At 72.4% G+C, this 18,616-nt stretch carries 17 protein-coding genes; 12 read left to right on the top strand and 5 right to left on the bottom strand.

The window, feature by feature from the left end; translation table 11 throughout:
• Window positions 1–2: 2 nt before the first annotated feature.
• Both AB0I10_RS25705 and AB0I10_RS25700 read right to left on the bottom strand, forming a co-directional pair.
• Window positions 3–1,319, bottom strand: a complete 1,317-nt coding sequence (locus AB0I10_RS25705; protein ID WP_363154973.1) for a helix-turn-helix domain-containing protein — start codon at window positions 1,317–1,319, stop codon at window positions 3–5.
• Window positions 1,320–1,328: 9 nt separating this feature from the next.
• Window positions 1,329–1,475 (bottom strand): hypothetical protein, encoded by a 147-nt coding sequence (locus AB0I10_RS25700; protein WP_363154972.1) that lies wholly within the window; start codon window positions 1,473–1,475, stop codon window positions 1,329–1,331.
• Window positions 1,476–1,750: 275 nt separating this feature from the next.
• On the opposite strand from AB0I10_RS25700, the gene AB0I10_RS25695 reads away from it, so the two are divergent.
• The 11 genes from AB0I10_RS25695 (at window position 1,751) to AB0I10_RS25645 (ending at window position 15,785) form a co-directional block, all read left to right on the top strand.
• Complete coding sequence (locus tag AB0I10_RS25695) at window positions 1,751–2,749, top strand: DUF3068 domain-containing protein (protein ID WP_363154971.1); 999 nt, start codon at window positions 1,751–1,753, stop codon at window positions 2,747–2,749.
• Window positions 2,750–3,037: 288 nt separating this feature from the next.
• Window positions 3,038–4,258 (top strand): glycosyltransferase family 4 protein, encoded by a 1,221-nt coding sequence (locus tag AB0I10_RS25690; protein ID WP_363154970.1) that lies wholly within the window; start codon window positions 3,038–3,040, stop codon window positions 4,256–4,258.
• Window positions 4,259–4,265: 7 nt separating this feature from the next.
• Entirely contained in the window at window positions 4,266–4,991 is a 726-nt protein-coding gene (locus AB0I10_RS25685; RefSeq protein ID WP_363154969.1) for a class I SAM-dependent methyltransferase, read from the top strand.
• Window positions 4,992–5,040: 49 nt separating this feature from the next.
• Window positions 5,041–9,696, top strand: coding sequence for an alpha-(1->3)-arabinofuranosyltransferase family protein (locus tag AB0I10_RS25680; RefSeq protein WP_363154968.1), 4,656 nt, complete (start codon window positions 5,041–5,043; stop codon window positions 9,694–9,696).
• Window positions 9,693–11,240: a condensation protein gene (locus tag AB0I10_RS25675; RefSeq protein WP_363154967.1), complete on the top strand. Its 1,548-nt coding sequence runs from the start codon at window positions 9,693–9,695 to the stop codon at window positions 11,238–11,240. Before AB0I10_RS25680 ends, AB0I10_RS25675 begins: the two co-directional genes overlap by 4 nt.
• The gene (locus AB0I10_RS25670) at window positions 11,237–12,010 is read left to right on the top strand and encodes a class I SAM-dependent methyltransferase (protein ID WP_363154966.1); all 774 of its coding nucleotides are present in this window, start codon (window positions 11,237–11,239) and stop codon (window positions 12,008–12,010) included. The genes AB0I10_RS25675 and AB0I10_RS25670 overlap by 4 nt, the downstream gene beginning before the upstream one ends.
• A gap of 4 nt (window positions 12,011–12,014) precedes the next feature.
• Window positions 12,015–12,995 (top strand): DMT family transporter, encoded by a 981-nt coding sequence (locus AB0I10_RS25665; protein WP_363155004.1) that lies wholly within the window; start codon window positions 12,015–12,017, stop codon window positions 12,993–12,995.
• Window positions 12,982–13,206: a Trm112 family protein gene (locus AB0I10_RS25660; protein ID WP_363154965.1), complete on the top strand. Its 225-nt coding sequence runs from the start codon at window positions 12,982–12,984 to the stop codon at window positions 13,204–13,206. The genes AB0I10_RS25665 and AB0I10_RS25660 overlap by 14 nt, the downstream gene beginning before the upstream one ends.
• Window positions 13,203–14,012, top strand: a complete 810-nt coding sequence (locus AB0I10_RS25655; RefSeq protein ID WP_363154964.1) for an FkbM family methyltransferase — start codon at window positions 13,203–13,205, stop codon at window positions 14,010–14,012. Before AB0I10_RS25660 ends, AB0I10_RS25655 begins: the two co-directional genes overlap by 4 nt.
• On the top strand, window positions 13,996–14,658 hold the full coding sequence (locus AB0I10_RS25650) for a hypothetical protein (protein ID WP_363154963.1): 663 nt from the start codon (window positions 13,996–13,998) through the stop codon (window positions 14,656–14,658). Before AB0I10_RS25655 ends, AB0I10_RS25650 begins: the two co-directional genes overlap by 17 nt.
• Window positions 14,659–14,753: 95 nt before the next feature.
• Window positions 14,754–15,785 (top strand): rod shape-determining protein, encoded by a 1,032-nt coding sequence (locus AB0I10_RS25645; protein WP_363154962.1) that lies wholly within the window; start codon window positions 14,754–14,756, stop codon window positions 15,783–15,785.
• 30 nt (window positions 15,786–15,815) lie between these two features.
• Here AB0I10_RS25645 and AB0I10_RS25640 read toward each other — a convergent pair whose 3' ends face one another.
• The 3 genes from AB0I10_RS25640 to AB0I10_RS25630 form a co-directional block, all read right to left on the bottom strand.
• Window positions 15,816–16,412, bottom strand: coding sequence for a histidine phosphatase family protein (locus AB0I10_RS25640; protein ID WP_363154961.1), 597 nt, complete (start codon window positions 16,410–16,412; stop codon window positions 15,816–15,818).
• Window positions 16,409–16,801: a thioredoxin gene (trxA, locus tag AB0I10_RS25635; protein WP_363154960.1), complete on the bottom strand. Its 393-nt coding sequence runs from the start codon at window positions 16,799–16,801 to the stop codon at window positions 16,409–16,411. The genes AB0I10_RS25640 and trxA overlap by 4 nt, the downstream gene beginning before the upstream one ends.
• 290 nt (window positions 16,802–17,091) lie before the next feature.
• Window positions 17,092–17,460: a cupin domain-containing protein gene (locus AB0I10_RS25630; protein WP_363154959.1), complete on the bottom strand. Its 369-nt coding sequence runs from the start codon at window positions 17,458–17,460 to the stop codon at window positions 17,092–17,094.
• Between the two features lie 132 nt (window positions 17,461–17,592).
• Here AB0I10_RS25630 and AB0I10_RS25625 point away from each other — a divergent pair, with 132 nt between their 5' ends.
• Complete coding sequence (locus tag AB0I10_RS25625) at window positions 17,593–18,381, top strand: MBL fold metallo-hydrolase (RefSeq protein ID WP_363154958.1); 789 nt, start codon at window positions 17,593–17,595, stop codon at window positions 18,379–18,381.
• Window positions 18,382–18,616: the final 235 nt, after the last annotated feature.

Genomic DNA, 18,616 nt, shown 5'->3' with positions numbered 1-18,616 from the left:
CCTCAGTCCAGCTCCCCGCGGAGCCTCCGCGCACGTAACACCAGCTCCAGTTCGAAGCGGCGGTCCGGGTCATCCATCTCCCATCCCCATAACTCCCGTATCTGGCGCAGCCGGTAGCGCACCGTCTGCGGATGGACGCCGAGCCGGGCGGCGACCTCGGGGGCGCCGCCGCGGGTCTCCAGCCAGGCGAGCAGGGTCTCCGCGAGCCGGCGGCCGTGGGTGGGGCCGCAGCGGGTCAGCGGTGCGAGCCGGCGGCGGGTGAGGTCGTCGATCAGCTCCTCGGGCGGCAGCAGGACCAGCGCCTCGGTGTGCTCGGTGCACTGCAACAGCTCGCCGGCGGGCAGCAGTCCGCGCTCCACCAGTCCGACCGCGGCCCCGGCCCAACGCAGCGACTTCGCGGCGTCCAGCAGCGGTACGACCGGCCCGATCGCACCCGACCAGCCGGCCGCCGCGCGCGCCAGCAGTTCCCGCCGTCCTGGGGCGTCCGGCTCCGGCACCACCAGCCGCGGCCGTTCGCACTCCATGTCCAGCAGGACGTCCGAGGCGACGGCGGGCGCCACCGCCTCCCGGGCCGGGCGCAGCAGGACCGCGACCGCCACCCGCTCGGGCAGCGGCCAGCCGATGCGGGCGGCGACCTCGGCGAGCGCGGACACCGGATCGCCCCCGCCCTCCCCCATGGCTTTCGGGGCATGGGGAGTACCCGCACCGCCGCCCGCCACAGCCTCCGGATCGCCGGCGAACAGCTGCTCCATCAGGCGGCGTTGCAGCCGCAGCCGTTCGCCGGCCTGGCGGGCGGCGGCCTCGGCGTAGCCGCGGACGGATTCGGCGACCAGCCCGTCGAGGTACTCGAAGCCGGACTCGGCGAGTTCGTACATCGCCGGGGCCGGGATGGCGACCTGCTGGCCGATCTCGGCCAGCCGCCGCCAGGCCAGCCGTACGCCGAGCCGGTAGATGGCCTGCAGCGCGTCCAGGCTGCGGCCCTGCATGCCCTCGCCGCGGCCGAACTCCTGGAAGACCCGTGGATGGACATGCGGGCGGTCCAGCCCGGCCGTCATGTGCTCCACGAAGTGCTCCAGCGACTGCCGGATGCCGATCAGGGCCTGCGGCTCCCCGGACTCATCGGGAATCAGCGGCAGTTGGGGATACTCACGGCGGATCTCGCGCAGGATGTCCTGGGCCAGGGTGGGTACCTCGTCCATGGCCAGCGCGGCGAACTGCCGCACCTGGTAGGGCGGGACCTCCCGCCAGGCCGAGCGGACGGCGGTCACCACGCCCTGCCCTTCGGCGCCCGGCCCGTCCCGTCCCGCCCGCCTCGTCATCCCGGCCTCCTACTCGCCGGTCCGGTCAAAGGTCACCAGCGGCACGTTGGGCTGTTCGGGAGGCGCTTCCAGGGCGGCGACGATGCCGAACCCGGCGCCTACGGCGAGGGCGGCGGCGGCCAGCGCGGTCAGTACGGCGGCGAGCATACGGTGCATGGCGCGGCGAGCCCCTTCGTCGATGCCGGAGGCCGTTGTCGGTCTCCGTCGAGGTTGGTACGGCACACGGTCCGGCCCGGGGCGGATTGCGCCCGCAGGTCCGGCTCGATGCCGCGTTCCCACAGCGCGGCACCACGTCAGTCGTGGTGCCTGCCGAGTGTGGAAGGGCATTGACTCCCTGTCAAGAGTTCGCTTACCTTCCCGGCCCATGGCGCGTCAGACGACGCCGCACGTGCACCAGAGCGTGTTCCCCACCGCTTCCAGGAGTGCTCGTTATGCGTGAATCCGGTACGACAGGCGCCCGGCCCGCCTCAGTCACCGCCCCGGCCACCGCCTCGCCCCTGTCGCTGGTCCTGCTGGGCCTCGGCGTCTTCCTGCTGGTCCTCGCGCCCATGCTGGCCTGGTACGTCGAGCCGCGGGCCAAGGTCACCCCGGTCGATGTCGATGTCACCACGGTCTTCACCGGCACCGGCAGCTACTTCGACACCGAGTCGCTGAAAACCAGGAAGTGGCAGAAGATCACCATCACCCGGCATGTGCTGGGCGATGTCACGGCGAGCGAGGAGAGCGGGCGGGCCGTATGGGATGTCTCCACGACCGTCGACACCCCGAAGACGCTGGCCCTGAAGGATCCGCGCAAGGCGTTCCAGTGGAACACCGAGCGCTGGGTGACCGACCGGCGCAGCAACGCCCCGGTGCACTGCTGCGAGGAGGCCCCGACCCGCTTCGACGGCGATGCTTACCTCAAATTCCCCTTTGATGTACAGAAGAAGAGCTACCGCTGGTGGGACAACACGCTGGGCGCCGCCGTGCCGCTCCGCTTCGCCGGCACGAAGAAGATCCAGGGGTACCAGGGCTATCGCTTCACCGGGACCGTAGGGCCCACCAGGGCCGGCAGCCGGCAGGTCCCCGGGCGGCTGGTCGGGCGGCCGCAGCAGGGCCAGATCCAGGCCGAGGAGTGGTATGCCAACTCCGGGATCGAGCTGGTCGTCGAGCAGCGCACGGGCCGGATCATCAACGCCTCGATCTCGCCGCGCAAGACGCTGCGCGCGCCGGGCACCGGGCGCGATGCGGTGACGCTGCTGGACGGCGAGCACCTCCAGTTCACGCCGGCGACGCAGCGGGACCAGGTGGCACTGGCGAAGGCCGACAGCGACAAGCTGGCGCTGGTCGGGGGGACGCTGCCGGTGGGCGCCGCGGCGGCGGGCGGCGCGCTTGCGCTGATCGGCGTGGGGCTGGTGGTGCGTGGGAGACAGCCAGTCGGCAAGCCCTGAGCAAAGTGATGAACCGTCAGCAACGACGGACCCGGATTTTGTCACCCCGGTGAGTAGCCGCATCGAACAGGTCGGCGAAAACTATCCACCCCACACGCAGACGGCCGTCCTTCCGGTCGGCAGAATCCGCAACACCACAGCAATCGCACCGCAGCACCGCCGAAGCACCACAGCACCACGGAAACCCCTCAGCACCTCAGCACCGCATGATGCAGCACGACCCCGAGCGACTCAGCGCAGTACGTCCCCCACCGCTGGTACCGCACCCTGAGACGAGTTGGAGCGCACATGCCCCAGCACGTACCACCGTCCCCGCCCCTCTCGCCACCCGCGCCATCCCCCTCCCCCGCGCCGTCTCCGCTGCCCGGACCCCCCTCGTCCGGGCCGCCCCCGCTCCCCCGCCGTATCGTCTTCCTCGCCCGCCGCGACCTGGGCAACCCCGCCGCCGGCGGCTCCGAGCTCCTGGTGGACCGGATCGCCGAAGGTCTCACCGCGCACGGCCACCAGGTCACCCTGTTGTGCGGCGGACCGGCATCCCCCAAGCTCTTGGCTTCTCCCCATGACCAGGGAGGTGCCCCCGCCCGCGGCTACCGTGTGGTGTCCGCGGGCGGCGACGCGGGTCATTTCCTGCGTGCACCCCGCCAGTTGGCCCGCCGGGTCGGCGCCTGCGATCTGCTGGTCGAGGTGTGCAACGGTATGCCGTATCTCGCGCCGCTGTGGCACCGCGGCCCGACCCTGTGCCTGGTCAACCACGTCCATACGGACCTGTGGCAGATGCGATATCCGGGGCCCGCCGCGCGGCTCGGCCGCCGCCTGGAGCACTGGGCGCTGGCCGGCACCCACCGCCGCAATCTGATGGTCGCCGTCTCGGGCTCGACGGCGTCCGCACTGCACGGCCTCGGCGTGGAACCGGACCGTATCCGCCTCGTGTACAACGGCGTGGAGGAGCCCGGACCGCTCGTCCCCAAGGCGCCCGAACCGCTCTTCCTGGCCATGGGCCGGCTCGTCGAATACAAGCGCATCGACCTGCTGCTGCGCCTGTGGGAACGGGTCCGCCCGGTGACCGGCGGACGGCTCGTCATCGTCGGCGACGGCCCGGAGCGGGCGCGACTGACGGCGATGGCCGGCCCCGATGTCACCTTCACCGGCCATATCTCCGAGCGGCGCAAACACCAACTCCTGTGCTCTGCCTGGCTGTTGCTGCATCCCTCGCTGGTCGAGGGCTGGGGCCTGGTGGTCATGGAGGCCGCTGCCCGCCGCACCCCCGCCGTCGGCTTCGACATCCCCGGCCTGCGCGACTCCGTCGAGGACGGCGTCACCGGTCTGCTGGCCCGCGGCGAGAGCTCGTTCGCCGCGCACTGGTGCACCCTCGCACTCAGCGCCCACCGCCGGGACGCCCTGGGTGCCGCCGCCGAGCAGCGCACCGCCCACTTCAGATGGAGCCACACGGTCCGCAGCTTCCGGGCGGTCGCCGCGGAGGCGTTCATCAATACGCTTCCCAGGCGGTGATGCCCCGGTGCGCGACCCCTCGCTGCGCAGGTCCTACGCCCTCTTCCGGGCCTTCCTGCGCGAACAGACCGAACCGGAACACTGTTACAGACTGCTCGCCCGCGACGCCGCCGACCAGGTCGAACGCCATGTCCCGTTGAAGGGAGCGGTGGTCGCCGACGTCGGCGGCGGCAGCGGGCACTTCACCGAGGAGTTCCGGCGCCGCGGCGCGTACGGCTATCTCTTCGAGCCCGATACGGCGGAGCTGACCGCCCGCGGCCGGGTCCCCGAGGGGGCGGTGGTCGCGGACGGCTATCTGCTGCCGCTGGCCGACGGCGCCGCCGATGTCTGCTTCTCGTCCAACGTCCTGGAGCATGTCGCCGACCCGCAGACCTTCCTCAGCGAAATGGTCCGGGTCACCCGCCCCGGCGGGCTGATCTACGTGGCCTTCACCAACTGGCTGTCCCCCTGGGGCGGCCATGAGACCGCGCCCTGGCACTACTTGGGCGCCGAGCGGGCCCGCGCCCGCTACCGGCGGCGCACCGGCCGGCCGGCCAAGCACACCTTGGGCGAGAACCTCTTCGCCGTGCATGTCGGCCCCACCCTGCGCCAGGTGCGGGCCCGCGACGACATCGCCCTCGTGTCGGCCCGCTCGCGCTACGCGCCGTTCCTCGCCGAGACCATCCCCCGCCTACCCGGCGTCCGCGAAATCGCCACCTGGAACCTCCTCCTCATCCTCCGGCGGCTGCCGTGATCCGGATCCGTCTCCCCGGCCGGCCGCCCCACGTCCCCCGGCGGTTGTCATGACCCAGACCCTCGCACTGTCCATGTCCCCGGGGTCGCCCGACACCGGGGGCACACCGACGCCGTCGCCGGCCGGCCCGCCACCCGGCCAACCGCGGAGCAGGCGCTGGCTGTTCGCGTTCTGGGCGCTCGCCCTGGTCGGCTTCCTGGCCCCCTCACCAGGGAAGATGACATTCGAGACCAAGCTGGGCGTGACGACCGACCCATGGAAGTTCCTCGGTGATCTCGGGCAGCTGTGGCACGACCGGGCGGGCTTCGGCGGTCTCGCCGACCAGTACATCGGCTATGCCTTTCCGACCCTCCCGTATTACGGCCTGACGGATCTGGCGCATCTCCCCATCTGGCTGGCCGAGCGGCTGTGGATGTCGCTGATCGTGACCGCCGCGTTCTGGGGCGCGCTGCGGCTGGCCGAGCGGCTGTGCTTCGGCACTCCGCCGGCCCGGCTCCTGGCCGCCGCCTGCTACGCCCTGTGGCCGACCTTCACCATCGTCATCGGCTCCACCTCCGCCGCAGCGCTCCCCGGCGCGCTGCTCCCCTGGGTTCTGCTGCCGCTGACCAACCCGCAGGTCTCCGCCCGTATCGCCGCCACCCGCTCGGCGCTGCTGATCCCCTTCATGGGCGGCGTCAACGCGGCCTCGACGCTGGCCTCGCTGTTACCCGTCGGCCTGTATCTGCTCTCCCGTACGGGGCCGCGTCGCCCGAAACTGCTCGCCTGGTGGATCCCCGGCGTGGTGCTGGCCACCGCCTGGTGGGTGGTGCCGCTCCTGCTGCTGGGCATCCACGGTGAGAACTTCATGCCGTTCGTCGAGCAGGCCGACACCACCACCGGCACCATGTCCGCCACCGAGATGCTGCGCGGCGCGGGCAACTGGGTCGGCTATCTCAACTTCGGCGAACCCTGGCTGCCGGCCGGCTGGACCATGACAGCCCATGCGTTCGCGGTACTGGGTTCCGCGCTGGCCGCCGCGCTCGGCCTGGCCGGACTGGCCCGCCGCGATCTGCCCGAGCGGCGCTGGCTGCTGCTGACCGTGCTGGCCGTGGCGCTGATCGCGCTGGCCGGATACGGCGGTGCGCTGGGCGGCCCCGTGCACGGCCTGTGGCAGGACTGGCTGAACGGCTGGCTGCGCCCGTTCCGCAACATCTACAAATTCACCCCCGGCCTCGCGCTGGCGCTCACCCTCGGCCTGGCGCATCTGCTCCAGGTCGCCACCGAACGCCGTGGCACCCGCCGCATCCCCGCCCGCCGGCAGCTCCCCCTGCTCACCGCTCTCCTCGTCCTCCCCGCCCTCGCTCTCCCCTTCCTCACCGGCAGCATCCTTCAGCCCGGCGCCTTCACCAAGCTGCCCACCTACTGGGAGCAGACCGCCGACTGGCTCAGGACCCACACCCCCGACAACCGCGCCCTGATCGTCCCCGCCACCGCGCACGGCATCTACACCTGGGGCTCGCCGATCGACGAACCCCTGGACGTTCTCGCCGAATCCCCCTGGGCGCAGCGCGACTTCATCCCGTTCGGCACCGCGGGCGCCCGCCGCGCCCTGGACGCCGTCGAACAGGCCCTGCTGTCCGGCGCCCAAGTCCCCGGCCTGCGCGACTACTTGGGCCGGGCAGGCATCCACGATGTGGTCGTACGTAACGACCTCGACCCGGACCAGATCGGCTATGTCCCGCCGCAGACCGTCAAACGCACCCTGGAGGCATCCGGCTACCGCAAAGCGGCCGCCTTCGGCCCGCTGACCACCGGCGGCAGAATCCCCGCCGAGGCCCCGCTGCAGATCCAGGGCCTCTACCCGCGCCAGCGCTCGGTCGAGATCTACGAGCCCCGGGACACCCCGAAGCCCGGCCGGGTCACGGCCAAGTCCGTCGCGGACACCGCACGGCTCAGCGGCGGCCCGGAGGCGCTCCTTCAGCTGTCCGCCGACCCCGCCCTGCGCTCTCGCCCCACCGTCCTGACCGGCGACAACCACCCCGGCATCGGCACCCCGCCGCTCCAGCTGACCGCCGACGGCCTGCGCCGCGCCGACACCCGCTTCGGCCTGGTCAACAGCAATACGTCGTATACGTACACGGCCGACGAGAAGAACCATCCCGACAGCGTCCAGGACCCCGGCCGGCCGCCCCGGCAGATCCTGCCCACCTCCGGCATCGAGCACCAGACCACCGCGGTGCTCCGCGGCGCCCGCTCCGTCACCGCCTCCACCAGCGGCAACTGGCTCTTCCACCTGCCGCAGTACGACCCGGTGAACGCCTTCGACGGCAATCCGGACACCGCCTGGGCGGAGGGCAGCGCGGGCGACCCCGTAGGGCAGTGGGCGCAGATCACCTTCACCCAGCCCACGTCCGTCCCTTCGTCGATCTCCCTCACACCGCTGCCCGGGGACGGTCTGCGCGCCGCCCCGACGTCCGTACGGGTGCAGACCGACCGCGGCAGCGTCGACGGCACACTGCGGCCCGACGGCACGAAGCAGCAGGTCAAGGCCCCTGCCGGGAACGCGAAATGGCTGAAGGTCACCATCCTCGGCTCGCAGACGCCGCGCGCCGGACTCTCCGGCGCGGGCTTCGCCGAGATCACCATCCCCGGCATCCAGGTCACCCGTCTCCTCCAGCTCCCCGCCGACGCACAGCGTTCCGACGCCCCAGCCGAGACCGTCTCCCTCCACCGGGGCAGCGACCCCGGCGGCCTCTCCCCGGTCTCCGCCGAGATCGGCCTGCACCGCCAGTTCCGTACGAACGCGAGCGCGTCCTATGCGATCTCCGGCAAGGCGCTGGCCGTCCCGGGTCCCGAACTCGACCGGCTTCTGGACCGGATCGCACCCGAGCAGAAGGACCGGATCACCGCCACCGCCGACTCCACCAGCTTCGGCTTCGGTCAGTCGCTCAGCCCCCGCAACCTCGTCGACGGCGATCTGACCACCGCCTGGATCGCGGGCGACCGGCCCACGCTCCATCTGCGCTGGCCCGGCAAGAAGAAGATCGACCAGATCGTGCTGGCCGCGGCCGGCGGTATCTCCACCCGGCCGGAACAGATACTGATCAACTCGCCCCACGGGGCGGCCACCGCGGGCGTCGACGAGAACGGCCAGGCCCGCTTCGACCCGATCACCACCGACCGCCTCGACATCACCATCAGCAAGGTCAAACCGCTGACCCTGCACAACCCGGTCGCCGGGCAGGCGCTCCAGCTGCCGGTCGGCCTCAGCGAGGTCTATGTCCCGGCGCTGGACGCGTACCGCACGCCCCGGCCGCCGGCCGGCAAACGCTTCTCGGTCGGCTGCGGCCAGGGCCCGATGCTCGCCGTCGACGGGATCCTGCACGCGACCAAGGCCTCCGGCTCGCTCCGCGATCTCACCGAACGCCGCCCGATCACCGTGGAGTTGTGCGCCGGCGACGCCCGCGACGGCCGCCTGGAACTGCCCTCCGGGCGGCACCGGGTGGAGGCCGGCGACCAGGGCCCCCTGGCGCTGACGGATGTGACCCTGCGGAGGGGGAAGGGGGCTGAGGCGGGGGCAGGGGCGCCCGAGGAGTCGTCCGCTGCTTCGGCTTCGTCGGATTCATCAGCTTCTCCGGCTGCTTCGGCTTCGTCGGATTCATCAGCTTCATCGGATTCATCGGATTCATCGGCATCGACGGCTGGTGCGGTGCGTAAGGTCACCGCCGGGAATTGGGCGGGCGATCGCCGCAGCGTCGCCGTCGGAGCGGGCAAGGCCGCCTACCTCCAGATGTACGAGAACGCCAACGACGGCTGGCACGCCACGCTCAACGGACGGGAACTGACGCCGCTCCGGCTGGACGGCTGGCAGCAGGCCTTCCTCGTCCCGGCGGGCGCGGGCGGCACCGTCGAGCTGTCCTACGAACCGGCCACCGTCTACGACCTGGGCCTGATCGGCGGCGCTCTGGGCCTCGCGCTGCTGATCGTCTCCGCCCTGGTCCGACGCACCCCGCGCACCCCGCCTCCGGCAGCGCAGGCCCCGCCCGAGCCGTCCTGGGTGCTGGGCGCGCTGGCACTTACCGTGGTGGTGGCGATGGCAGCAGGCCCGTACGCCCTGATCGTGCCGCTGCTGGCGCTGGCGGCCCGTTTCCGGCGGGACCTGCTTGTGCCGCTCGCCCTCCTGGCCATGCTGGGCGCCGGTATCACGGCGGCCCTCGGCGCGGGCGAACCGATCGCCGCCGACGAGGGGGCGTTCAGCGGCGTCGCCCAGGCGCTGGCCCTGCTGGCGCTCGTGGCGGCGGTGGTGACCGTACCGGCGCGGAACGAACCGGTGGGTCGGGCGGCCGGCGCGGGCGGCCCGACGGCACCGGATCCGGCCACCTCGCCACTGCCGTCCGGTCCGTACAGCCCGTCCGGTCCGTACGCGCCTCCGTCGCCTCCCCCGCCACCGCCGCTGCCCCGCCGCCGGCGGGACCGGACGGGGCGTGGGGCGCGAGGCGGCCGTGACGGAGTACAGGGCGGTAATCCGGCCGAGGCGGGCCCCCCGACCGAGGCCGGGCGGCCGATCGTGGCCCGGGGGCGGTCCCGGTCCGGCGGACCGAACTGGGCCGACCGGCGCCTGCCGGGCGGTGCCACCCATCCCCGTAGCGACGGTCCGCGTGACGACGGGCCACGTGACGACGGGCCCGCCCGCCCGGACGACAGCGGGGAGGAGACCAACCGATGACCGCACTCCAACCGGCCCGGCACGAACCGTCCGGCGTTCCGCCCACCGCCACGGCTCGCGAACCCGCGATCACCCGCCTCCCCTTCCCCGTCGTCGATGAGATCGCCCGGCATTGCCTCCAGGACGACGAGCCGGAGACCGTCCATATCGAGGTGCACCTCCCGGGCCGGGTCGACCACGCGCGCCTGCGCGCCGCCTTCCACCAGGCGCTCACCCGGCACCCCCGCATCCTGATGCGCCAGGCCCCCGTCCGCTGGTGGCGCCGCCGCTACGAGTGGGAACTCACCGCCGTCCCGGATGTGGACCCGGTCGCCTTCCCGCCCCCAGGCCCTGAGGCACTCATACGGGCCCGGGAACGCGCGCTCGCCGACTGCCCGCCCCTGGACGCGTCGCCGCCCGTCCGGCTGGAGGTGATCGAGAGACCGGGGGCCGCCGACGGCAGCGCTGCCACTGTCCTGCTCCTCACCATCAACCACACCGCGCTGGACGGCCCGGCCTGCCTCCGAGTGCTGGCCACCGCCGCCGAGTTGTACGGGGGCGCGGACAACTCGCCGGCCCCGCCGCCCGTACGCGCCGCCGAGCCCCGCACGGACCGGATCCCGCCCGATGACGCGACGGGCCCCGGGCACGGCCTCGCCCGCCCGGCCCGCCTCGCCGCCGACCACGGGCACGGGCACGGGCACGGTCGTGGCCAGAGCGACGGCAGCCGGTTCCCCACCAGCACCAGCACCAGCACCAGCACCAGCACCAGCACCAGCTACGGCAACGGCAACGGCAACGGCAACGGCAACGGCATGCTCATCGTCGAGCTCCCCGTTCCCGCCCGGCCGCCGCGGGTCGACGGCCGGGCGCCCTACACCGTCAACGATCAACTCCTCGTCGCCACCTGCCTGATGGTCGCGCGCTGGAACCGGCTGCACTCGCGCCCCACCTCCCCCGTCGTCGTCACCATGCCCGTCGACGACCGTCCACGCGGCACGGACATGCCCATCGGCAACGGCACCAGGCTGGTCTCGGTCGGCTTCCGTCCCGAGGAGCACCGGGACGCCGAGCTGCTCACCGCCGACCCGCCCGACCCCGACGCGGTGACCCGGCTGCTGCACCGTACGGCCGCCCGTACCCGGGCCCTCAAGTCCGCGCCGGGGCCCCAACTCGGTCTCGCCGGAACGCTGTTGACCGCGCCCGTCCTGCCCGTAGGGCTGCGCGGCGCGGTCACCCGTGCGCTGCGTACCGCCGCCGCGCCCTGGACGTCCACCACTCTCCTCTCCAACATCGGCCGTATCCCCTACCCGCTGGATTTCGGCGACGCGGGCCGTCCGACCGCGGTGTGGTTCTCCGCCCCGGCCAGGATGCCGCGCGGGCTGACCGTCACCACCGTCTCCGTCAGCGGCCGTATCCAGCTCGCGCTGCGCTGGTCGCACGCCCTCCTGGACGACGCGGCCGGCGCCCGGCTGGGCGCCCTCTTCGAGAGCTCGCTCGCCGCCACCGCCTGGGCCCCACCCCCGACCCCGCCCGCGTCCCGGGCCGAAGGAGGCGCCCGATGACCCGTCCCCCGACCGCCCCTCCTTCCCACGGCGTCACTCCACCCCCCGCCGGCCTGCGCGACTTCTACGAGAACCCCGCCGTGCCGGTCGCCTCGGGCGATGCCCGCAGCCGACGACAGGCCCTGCTGCTGGCCCGCGCCCTGGGGCCGGTACGCACGGGGGCACCGGCCGCGACCATCCTGGACATCGGCTGCGGCGACGGCACCGCCGCCGCCACCGCCGCGGGTGTCCTTGCCGGTCACCGCCTGGTCGGCGTCGACTGGTCGCAGGACGCGCTGCGCCGCGCCGCGACCCGCATCCCGTACGCGGTGCGCGGCGAACTGACCGACGGCGGGCTGCCGTTCGCGACCGGCTCCGCCGACGCCGTGCTCTTCAGCGAGGTCGTCGAGCATCTCGTCGACCCCGACGCGGCCCTGGACGAGCTGCACCGGGTACTGCGCCCCGGCGGCCATCTGATGCTCTCCACCCCCAATCTCGCCGCCTGGTACAACCGCGGACTCCTGCTCGCCGGAGTCCAGCCCGTCTTCTCGGAGGTGAGCATGCGCCGTATCCATGGCCGGCCCGGCACCCAGGTCGTCGGCCATCTGCGCCTCTACACCGCCCGCGCGTTACGCGGCTTCCTCACCGCGTCCGGCTTCGATGTCGTACGGATCGCCGGCGCGCCGTATCACGATGTGCCGCGCCCGCTGCGGCCCCTCGACCGCGCCGCATGCCATGTCCCGTCCCTGGCCTCCATCCTGCTCGCGCATGCCCGCCGGAGAAGGGAGTAGGGCGATGCTGTGGTGGGGCGTGGCGGCCGCGCTGCTCGCCAACGTCCTTTACAGCACCGGCTTTGTGCTGGAGAAGCGCGCGCTGTCCACGCTGCCCGCACTCAGCACCCGGCAGCCCGCCCGGGTCGTCCGCCACCTCCTCAGCAGCCCGCTGTGGCTCGGCGGCTCGCTCGCCCTGGCCGCCGGTTTCGCCGCCCAACTCGCCGTCTATCGCACCCTCCCCATAGCCGCCGCTCAGGGCATCTTCATCTCGGGTCTGGTCCTGCTGCTGCTCCTCTCCTCAGCGGTGCTCGGCGAGCGGACCAGCGGCCGTGAGCGGCAGAGCATCGTGGCGATACTCGTCGCGCTGGGGCTGGTCGTCGCCTCCCTCCAGGACGATGACGCGCAGGCCATCGCCCGTACCGCGCCGCCCGCGACACTCCTCGCCATCGCCGTACCGTCGCTGGCCGCGGGGCTGCTGCTGTACGGCTCGGCGGAACGCCGCGCCAAGCGCCGCCACCGCCTGCCGACCGCGGGAGTCCCCTACGGGGTGGCCATCGGCCTCCTCTACGGCGTCAGCTCACTCGCCATCAAGGGCGTCTCCGGCCTGCTCACCACCCGCGACATCCCGGGCGCCGCCGCGGAACTCTTCCGCTCGCCCTATCCCTACCTCCTGCTCTTCACCGGAGCCACCGGCCTGGTGCTGTCCCAGACCGCCCTGCAACGCTGCCGCGCCTCCGTCATCGTCCCCGTCTGCTCCACCGTCACCTGCGTCTTCACCGTCGCCTGCGGCACCGTCGCCTTCGGAGAGCCGCTGCCCGCCGAGCCCGTACGGCTGGCGCTGCGGCTGGGCGGCACGGCCGTCGCCCTGTCCGTCCTGCTCGCACTCCCCCGCCACGATCACGACGCCCCGGCCCCCGCCCGCGAGACCGCCCCGGCGAACGCCCCCGATCCGCCCGCTGAATCCCCCTCCCCCTTAACGGAGTTGAGCCATGAAGCCCGATGACCCGCTGCTGAAGATCCTCGCCTGCCCGCTCGACAAGGGCCCGCTGTCCCTCCTCACCCCCGACGACGCCCTCTACAACCCCCGGCTGCGGCGCCGCTATCCGATCCTCGACGGCATCCCCCAGCTCCTCCCCTCCTCCGGCGAACAGGTCACGGACGCCGAACACGAGCGTCTGCTGCGCTGCCTCACCGAGCAGGAGACGCGGTCGTGACGCTCGCCGCCCGGCTCGGCCCGCGGCTGCCGGCCCGGCTGGTGTCGGCCATGGCGGCCGGGCTCTATCCGCGGTTCGAACCGGAGTTGCGTCGGCTGGCCGACTTCTGCCCGCCGGGCGGCACGGCCGTGGACGTCGGCGGGTGGTACGGCCCCTGGACCCGTCGGCTGGCCCGGCGCGCGGATCGCGTCGTCACCATCGAGCCGGTCCCCCATCTCGCCCGGCTGATCGCCTCCGTCACCCCGCCGCATGTCGATGTCGTCCCCGCCGCCGCCACCGACCACGCCGGCTGCGCCACCCTCTGGCTGCCCCCGGACGGCCGCGGCGACCGCGGGGTCTCCTCGCTCGTCCGCCGCGAACTGCACGGCACCGCCCTCGACGTGCCCTGCCTCCCCCTGGACGCCCTCGGCCTGGCCTCCGTCACCCTCATCAAGATCGATGTGGACGGCGGGGAGCTGGCGGTGCTGCGCGGTGCGGCCGACCTCGTCGAGCGCGAACACCCGGCGCTCTTCGTCGAGTTGGAGACCCGCATCCAGCCGCTCCGGCCGGTACTGGACTGGACGGCCGCCCGCGGCTATCGCGGCTGGGTCCTGCCGCACGACCACTGGACGCCACTGGCCGACTTCGATCTGTCCGCTCATCAGTCCCGCACCTCCCACGTCGCCGAACACGGGCTGCTGCGCCGCTCCCTCGCACCGCACCGCCGCTACGTCAATTCCGTCCTCTTCCTCCCCGACGGCGACCGTCCCGGATCCCCCGCGACCCGCACCGTCCACGACCATGTCCATCATGAACCGCACCACTGACAATGACCCGCCCACCGGCTCCGGCACCCCCTCCGACCTGCCCGGACCGGTTGCCTTCCAGCTCGTCCTGCTGCGCCGCATGGCCGACCACCAGCCCGGTCTCGTCCAGGACGCGCTGCGCGAACTGGACGTCTCCCGCGCGGAATTGCGCGAGGCCAACCGCCGCTGGCAGGCGCGGATGCACGCACCGCAAGCGCGCGGCGTCCAGCCCTACCGCGCCCTGCTCGGCACCCCCGAGACCGTCACCGCCCGGCGCCTCGGCGACCTGACCTGCGAGGCCCTGACCTGGCCCGTCCCCCTCTGGCCCGAGCTGAGGTTCGAAGTGCTCACCGCCGCCCGGGGCACCGTCGTCAACGCCTGGCTGGTGCGCGCGCCCGGTGCCGCCGCCCCCGAACTCCGTACGACCGCGGACCTCACGCCCTGGTCCTGCACCGTCGACGAGGTCGCGCGCGCCTTCGCCCCGGCCCGCCCGATGGAGGGCAGCGCACCCACCCGCTGGGCCCTGGCCTGCACGGCCCCCGACCCTGACGGCGAGCCCCAGGCCATCGTCACGGAGTTCACCTGGGGCCTGTTCCAGCGGCGTGTGGACCGAGGCGCCGCGCCCCTTCACCCGTCCCCCGACTGGCCCTCTCCAGCAGGCAGCTGACGTGCCACGACCGGAGGATGGCGTACGAGTGGCCACCTGCGAATGGTCACGTGCGAGTACTCCATCCATACCAGCCTTCTGGGGAGGAATCACCCATGACCATCAGCCTGGCCCAACTGCGGCGCTGCTCGGCCGCCGTCGACTTGGGCGCGGCCCGGACCAGGGTGTATGTCAAGAACCAGGGCCTGGTGGTCGATGAGCCGACCGCCGCCGCGGTCAATATCCGCACCGGCGCGGTGCTGGCCGTCGGCGACCAGGCCGAGTTGATGGACGGCCGCACACCCGACTACATCCGCGTGGTGCGCCCGGTATCCGGCGGCACCATCGTGGACATCGACATGGCCCAGCGGCTGCTGCGTCATCTCGTCGGCGAGAAACTGCGCAAGAGCTGGCGGCGCCGGCCCTCGATGCGCGCCGCGGTCTGCCTCCCTTACGGCAGCCAGCCGCTGTCCCAGCGGGCCGCCGTGGAGACGCTCACCGGCCTGGGTGCCCGCCATGTCGAGCTGGTCGACACCCTGATCGCCGCGGCCGTCGGCTGCGGGCTCCCGGTGGAGCACCCCGAAGCGACCATGATCGTGGTGTGCGGCGCCGGCACCACGCAGGTCGCGGTGCTCTCACTCGGTTCGATCGTGGCCGCCGAGACCGTCCCCGTGGGCGGCAATGCCATCGATCACGCGGTGATCCAGCATCTGCGACTGCACCACGAGCTGATGCTGGCGGGCCAGGGCGCACGCCCGCTGCACCTGCTGCTCTCCCACACCGGCGGGCTCGCCACGGGATCGACCGAGGTGCACGGCCGGGACATGCACAGCGGCCAGGCCCGCTCCGTGTTTGTCGACGCCGAACGGGTACGGCATGCCATCGCCACCCCCCTGACCTCGATTCTCGACGGCATCGGGGCGGTGCTCCGCCGCTGCCCGCCGGACCTGGTGGCCGACCTCGGGGAGCGCGGCATCATGCTCGCGGGCGGCAGTGCGCTGATCCCCGGCCTGGAGCCGATGATCCAGCAGGCCACCACCATGCCGGTGCACATCGCGGACTGCCCCAGCACCTGCGCCGTACAGGGGCTGGGCGCCATGATCGAGGGCAAGGTGAAACCCCTGCACCTCGATCCGATGGCTCCGTAACCCCGCGCCTCACGGACTCCGGGCGTTCCCTCACAGACTCCGGGCGTTCCAGGCGACCACCGCGGGGCGGCCGTGCTCGGTCCCCAGGACGCCGACCGCCCCGGTCTCGAACGTGAAGAACCCGCCCGCGGCGGCCGGAAGTCCGAGCCTCCGGGCGGTCAGCACCCGCAGAAAGTGCGCATGCGCCACCAGCGCCACATCGCCCTCATCCGCATCGAGCCACGGCGCGATCCGCGCCAGCACCCGGTCGGCACGCGCCCCGACCTGCTCGGGCGACTCCCCGGGGTGCTCGTCGGGCCCGGGGGCGACCCCGTCGGTGAACAGATACCAGCCGGGCGTGCCGCGGTGGATCTCGGCGGTGGCGATGCCCTCGTAGCCGCCGTAATCCCATTCCCGCAGCTCGGCATCGATCGCCGGCCGCGCCAGGCCCGCCAGCTCGGCGGTGCGCAGCGCCCGCACCATCGGGCTGGCGTACACCCGCCCGATCTTCCGGCCGGACAGCAGCGGCCGCAGCGCGCGGGCCTGCTCCTCGCCTGCGGCGGTGAGCGGCAGATCGGTCCAGCTGGTGTGCCGACCTGACCGGCTCCACTCGGTCTCGCCGTGCCTGATCAGCAGCAGCTCACTCACTCGGCCTGCGCCTGCTGCCCCTGCTCGCTCTCCTGGGCCTCGGCGACCGAGGCGCGGACCTCGTCCATGTCCAGACCGCGGGCCTGGCCGATGACGTCCTCCAGAGCGGCCTCCGGCAGCGCGCCCGGCTGGGCGAACACCGCGATGTTGTCGCGGACGATCATCAGGGTCGGGATGGACTGGATCTGGAACGCCGCCGCCAGCTCGGGCTGCGCCTCCGTGTCGACCTTGGCGAAGACCAGGTCGTCGTGCTTGTCGGACGACCGCTCGAAGACCGGGCCGAACTGCTTGCAGGGGCCGCACCACTCGGCCCAGAAGTCGATCAGGACGAATTCGCTGCCGGAGACGATCTCGTCGAAGTTGTCCTTGGTGAGCTCAACCGTGCTCATGCTTGCCTGCTTCCGGTCTGTCGTCGGTGTCCCATGGGTGTCCAGCTGCGGTAACGGGCACACCGTGTGCCCCTATTCCGCATCGCATGCCGGACCGTCCCGCTCCCCTGCCCACCGGGCGCCGTCCTAGACATGCAAATCGGCGTGTGCATCCACACGCCGAGAACCCACCGTCAACATTCCACATTCCGGAAGGGCCGTGCCATACAGCGGCAGAGGCCGACAGCGACCGCCGGCCTCGAACACCACGCCGGGATGCGCAGCACATGCCCGGCGCGTGCCGCGGACGCCTATGACCCGCCCGCCGCCTTACCGTAATCGGTGGCCATACCGCCGGCGAAGTCGTACAGGATGACCTGCTCGTCACCGACGACCCAGGCGTCGTGCCCGGGAGAGACGACGAACACATCGCCGGGCCCCACTTCGGACTCCGCGCCGTCGTTCATCCTGATGCGCATCCGCCCCTGCACCACGAGGCCGTTGTGGTGCACCTCGCAGCTGTCCGTCGCGACGAGCGGGCGTAGCGACTCCGACCAGCGCCAGCCGGGCTCGAACGTGGCCACGGCGAAGTCCAGTCCGCTGAGGTGCAGGGCTTCGAGGTGGCCTCGGGGAAAGTCCCGCCGTTCATCCGGCTTGTCGACCGTTTTGACTTCCAACATGAGGATTCCTCCTGCCAACCCCCCTGGTCCTTCCATGGTGCGCCGCACGGCAGCGGGCAGCCACCCGCACGGCAGGCCCCCTGTTCCGGACCTACCATGGGCAGGGGGCGGTGCTGGAAGGACGTGCTGCTCATGGAGACATCCGTCGATGAGATAGCCGAAGGCATCTACCGGATATCCACCTTCGTTCCCGAGATCGCGCCGCCCGCAGGGTTCACCTTCAACCAGTTCCTGGTCGACGCGGAGGAGCCGCTGCTCTTCCACACGGGCATGCGGTCGCTGTTCCCCGCCGTCTCGGAAGCCGTCGGCCGGGTGGTGCCCGTCGACCGGCTGCGCTGGCTGACCTTCGGGCATGTCGAGGCGGACGAGTGCGGAGCCATGAACCAGTTCCTGGCCGCGGCCCCGCATGCCGAGGTGGCGCACGGCCTGCTCGGCTGCCTGGTCTCCCTCAACGACCTGGCCGACCGCCCGCCGCGCCCGATGGCCGACGGCGAGACGCTGGACCTGGGCGGCAAAAAGGTGCGCCGCCGCGTCCGGAATCTCAACACCCCGCATGTGCCGCACAATTGGGAGGCACGTGTGCTGTACGAGGAGAACACCGGCACTCTCCTGTGCGGTGACCTCTTCACCCACGTCGGCAACGGCCCCGCGGTCACCGAGAACGACCTGGTCGAGGCCGCCCTGGAAGCCGAGGAGATGTTCCGCCAGACCTCCTGCCTGACCGCGGCGGTCGAGACGATGCGCTCCCTCGCCAAGCTCGCACCGCACACGCTGGCCGTCATGCACGGTTCCTCGTTCCGCGGCGACTGCGCCGGTGCGCTTCGCTCCCTGGCCGACGGTCTCGCGGTGCGTTTCAGCCCGGAGGCGGAATTCGTCGCCCGCCCGAGCATCCTGACCGGCGGGGCGGCCACCGAGTCCTGACGTCGTCACGAGGCCGATCGCGCCCGCTGCGGCCCCGCACCACGCCTCGACGATCCCCCGGCCGCCAAAGAATTGCCGCTGGCGGCACCGTAGTTGTGGCCATCTGCACTCCCGTACGGGACAAATCGGCGGCCTTCTCGTCCTGGCGGCTAGCATCGCAGGGAGCCACCAAGAACGGAGCATTCATCTGTGCGTCATCTGCGCGTAGGCGTCGCCATCCTGACCATGGGGAACC

This window comes from Streptomyces sp. NPDC050636 (assembly GCF_040654775.1).
GTDB lineage: Bacteria > Actinomycetota > Actinomycetes > Streptomycetales > Streptomycetaceae > Streptomyces.
Note: the sequence above shows the minus strand (reverse complement) of the source record. Positions and strands in the feature narration are given on the sequence as shown.